This is a genomic window from Helicobacter rappini (assembly GCF_900198625.1).
Taxonomy (GTDB): domain Bacteria; phylum Campylobacterota; class Campylobacteria; order Campylobacterales; family Helicobacteraceae; genus Helicobacter_A; species Helicobacter_A rappini.
Window position 1 is genome coordinate 1 of the sequence record NZ_FZPK01000052.1, and the last position, 1,621, is coordinate 1,621.

The following is a 1,621-nucleotide window of genomic DNA, read 5'->3' on the forward strand; positions in this document are numbered from 1 at the left end:
ATCAACCGCTAGACTTTTGGAATGTCAGGAATGTAAAAGATATGTCTTATATGTTTTGTGGGGCAAGTAGCTTTAATCAACCACTAGATTCGTGGAATGTCAGAAATGCAACTAAGATGCAGTATATGTTTAAAGGGGCTACAAGCTTTAATCAACCGCTAGATTCGTGGAATGTGAGTAGCGTAGAAGATATGAGTTCTATGTTTGAAAAGGCTACTAGCTTTAATCACTCTTTAGAATCTTGGCGTCTCAACAAAAGATATGTATATACATATAATATGTTTGATAATAGTGGCTATAAGCACCCATATCCTAAAAGATCTTAAGGCAGACAATGAAACATATACCACAAAGCATAGCAGCTAATCCACGCTATACAAAAATCCTACAAGATAAGCAAGTAGATAACACATTGCAAAAAGCCTATATAGGCTATTGCAAAGAGCAAGACTACTATGATAACTTTAACCCTTTTATGCAAGAAGAGTTAGCCCTAAATCAACGCAAAAATATAGAATCCTGCGATGATATTGAAGCCCAACAAGATATACAAGCCCAAGATTTACAAGCATTTGAAAGATTTAATGCTACGCATAAAGCTATGCTAGATTCAATGCTTCATCAACAAACAGACATAGAATCTGCAAGGAAATATGCTCTAGCATATTGGGATAATTTACTGCGGGATAAAAAGCAAAAATGGCTAGAATCTATGAAAGAAAAACTAAAAGAACAATACATTCAAGCAATAAAAGATTTTTTAGACTATCTTTTATCCATTTTAGAAACTTTACTAAGAGTTTATGGCTTATGCGGAATAAAAAAGCCTAATAATGATTTAGCCCTAGCACAAATATTAAATGAAGCAAAGCAAAGCTTTGATATGAAGCAACTCTGTCCAAATACCTATGAAGAAAGTGATATAGAGACAAATGGCTATGATTATAGCAAAGGGCATAAAAGATTTATTAACTTTAAAGAAATCAATGCCTTTATAAAGCATATACAAACTAGCAAAGATTTGCGTAAAATCGCTGCATTACTTGGCAGAGAAGAGGAAAATGGAAATAAGAAAATAGAGCATAGCAGTATAGACCAAAGCATAAAAACGCATAATCACAAAGAAGAGATGAGTGGGGTAACTTTAGGCAGAGATTTAGCAAATCTTTTACCACAGGAATTAGCTATGCTAAAAGATGAGAATCTAGAATTGCTCTTTAATCTCAAATACATTCAAAACCGCCTTTTTTGCTTTGAAAAGCAGGGCTATGAAACCATACAAAAAGAGCATTATAAAATGGCAAAAAATGAAGGAGCGATGATAATCTGTGTAGACACAAGCAGTAGTATGAGCGGAAATAGAGAATATCTAGCAAAGGCTATAACGCTTTTTCTTGCTACAAAGGCAAGTATGCAAAATAGGGCTTGTTATCTTATCAACTTCTCTACTGATATAGAAACTATGGAGCTAAGCGGCAAAGATAATGCTAGAAATCTTATAAACTTTTTAGCAATGAGCTTTAATGGTGGGACAGATGTAGCCCCAGCATTAAAAGAGGGACTTAAAAAAATGCAAGAAGATAGCTTTAAACAATCTGATTTAATCGTTATTTCTGATGGT

2 protein-coding genes are annotated in these 1,621 nt (G+C 33.9%); both read left to right on the forward strand.

All coding sequences use genetic code 11. From position 1 onward, the window contains the following. Positions 1 to 326, forward strand: a 326-nt coding sequence (locus C6H17_RS09800; RefSeq protein WP_233714114.1) for a BspA family leucine-rich repeat surface protein, incomplete at its 5' end; no start/stop codon positions are given. A gap of 8 nt (positions 327 to 334) precedes the next feature. Then, positions 335 to 1,621, forward strand: a 1,287-nt coding sequence (locus tag C6H17_RS09805; protein WP_005220100.1) for a VWA domain-containing protein, incomplete at its 3' end; no start/stop codon positions are given.